Genomic DNA, 1,810 nt, shown 5'->3' on the forward strand with positions numbered 1-1,810 from the left:
AAAAAGTCCAGGAATTTTACCCCCGATCACTCCAATGCTAGGCACTTTTTGAGGTCAAAAAAGCCTAAAAACCTTATCCAACAAGCTTTTTAGATTTATTCAGCAAGCCCTACTTAGAGATTGCAGGTGTGGCGATCGCCGCTTAGATTTCATAGCACCGGCTATAACTTCGTGAGCGCCTGTTGTTTTCGTTAAACGATGTAATATTTTGTATACACCGCAACTCAATGACGATTGCGTAATGTAGAAAGTGAGTGCGGCGACAATTGTACTTGTCAAACAATGATATAGTACAAGTAAATTGCTAATTATCGGCAGGTAGCGTCTGTCATAGATATAGATTGTGGAGTTAAAATATGTCTAGTATAAACACTGGTATTGAGTGGACTGATAAAACGTGGAATCCAACAACCGGGTGCGATAAAATTAGCACTGGCTGTCTGCATTGTTATGCCGAAGCTATTACACAGCGTTTTCCCAAAAACTTTCCCAATGGATTCAGCTTAACTTTGCATCCAGAAAGATTGGAAGAACCCTTACGTTGGCGCACTCCCAGTCGAGTTTTTGTCAACTCAATGAGTGACCTTTTTCATGATGATGTGCCTCTCGACTTTATCAGACAAGTTTTCTCAGTTATTCATTCAACACCTTGGCATATATATCAGATTCTAACAAAGCGACAAAGCCGTTTAGGTGATTTAGCGTCTAAATTAGATTTTCCAGAAAACATTTGGCTAGGTGTATCTGTCGAGAACCAAAACCACATAGATCGGATTGAATATCTTCGGACAGTGCCTGTTTCAGTGCGTTTCATTTCATGTGAGCCACTTTTAGGACCCCTAGAACTTAATTTAACTGGCATTGATTGGGTTATTGTCGGCGGAGAATCCGGGCAAAAACATCGCCAGATGAAACTTGACTGGGCAAGGGATATCCGCGATCAATGTCAAAATTCAGGGGTAGCATTTTTTTTCAAACAAGTTGGGGGAAGGACACCGAAAGCAGGGGGTAGATTACTTGATGATAAAATCTGGGACGAGATGCCTAATGCCTGGAATCAGCATATCCAAACATGGGGAAGTGTCCCACTTAAATCAGCGAGGCGTTCAGAAAAATTAGAGCTTATTGCTTAACTGGAAATGTAACCTTTAAATCATCCGCAAACGTTCCTTTTCGCCGTTTTTTGTCCTCGGGTGAATGTACTGTGATTTTTCCTTGAGATTCAAGATTGCTAAGGGCAGTTTTGTAATTCTTTTTAATGTACGGTTTTCCCGGATGATGCTGGTCGTAAATCTCTGCCATCGTCATAGTTTTACCTGAAAAATTGTCCAACAACATAGATTCCAGTTGATCAAGAGGACGGGTTAGCTCAAAGAGTAACGGTTGTTGAAGAGTTGCAGGATTATACTCAAAAGATGGTACGCCCTGCGTCTGTTCAGAACTCTCTTTAGCCATTATCTCTTTCATAATTTCATAGCCTTTAGGATGCTTGCTTACAAAAATTAGGTGATGGCTAGTACGATTTCCCATTTCATGTCTGAAACGAAATGGAAGAACATATTTACCACCCATTTCCAAGGCTTCACAGATATATTCTACAACGGTTAACTCACGCTCTTGTGGAGTAAGTGTTTTCAATCGTTTGCGGAGTTGATCTGCTCCTACTTGTCCGAATAGCGCATTCATGTTTTCTTTGACTGCATCATTAGAACTCTTGCAAATTAATTATATGTTATAATGATGGTTTAACTAATTTTCCCCAAAAAATTAGTTAATCAGTACATTCGTCCTGAATGAAAACTTGAAGTTT

The 1,810-nt window shown here is 39.9% G+C and carries 2 protein-coding genes; one reads left to right on the top strand and one right to left on the bottom strand.

The window, feature by feature from the left end:
• The first annotated feature begins 356 nt into the window (after window positions 1-356).
• Window positions 357-1,133: a DUF5131 family protein gene (locus PX636_RS03945; protein WP_287665032.1), complete on the top strand. Its 777-nt coding sequence runs from the start codon at window positions 357-359 to the stop codon at window positions 1,131-1,133.
• Here PX636_RS03945 and tcmP read toward each other — a convergent pair.
• A complete protein-coding gene (gene tcmP, locus PX636_RS03950; protein ID WP_288116279.1) occupies window positions 1,123-1,722 on the bottom strand; it encodes a three-Cys-motif partner protein TcmP in 600 nt (199 codons plus the stop codon). The two genes, PX636_RS03945 and tcmP, sit on opposite strands and share 11 nt — an antisense overlap.
• Between the last annotated feature and the right edge of the window lie 88 nt (window positions 1,723-1,810).

The sequence above is a fragment of the Microcystis sp. M53598_WE2 genome, assembly GCF_030067735.1.
Lineage (GTDB): Bacteria > Cyanobacteriota > Cyanobacteriia > Cyanobacteriales > Microcystaceae > Microcystis > Microcystis aeruginosa.

What these genes read in the sequence shown, in the direction of transcription:
- PX636_RS03945 (WP_287665032.1), top strand. Translation starts at nt 357, where the DNA reads ATGTCTAGTATAAACACTGGTATTGAGTGGACTGATAAAACGTGGAAT.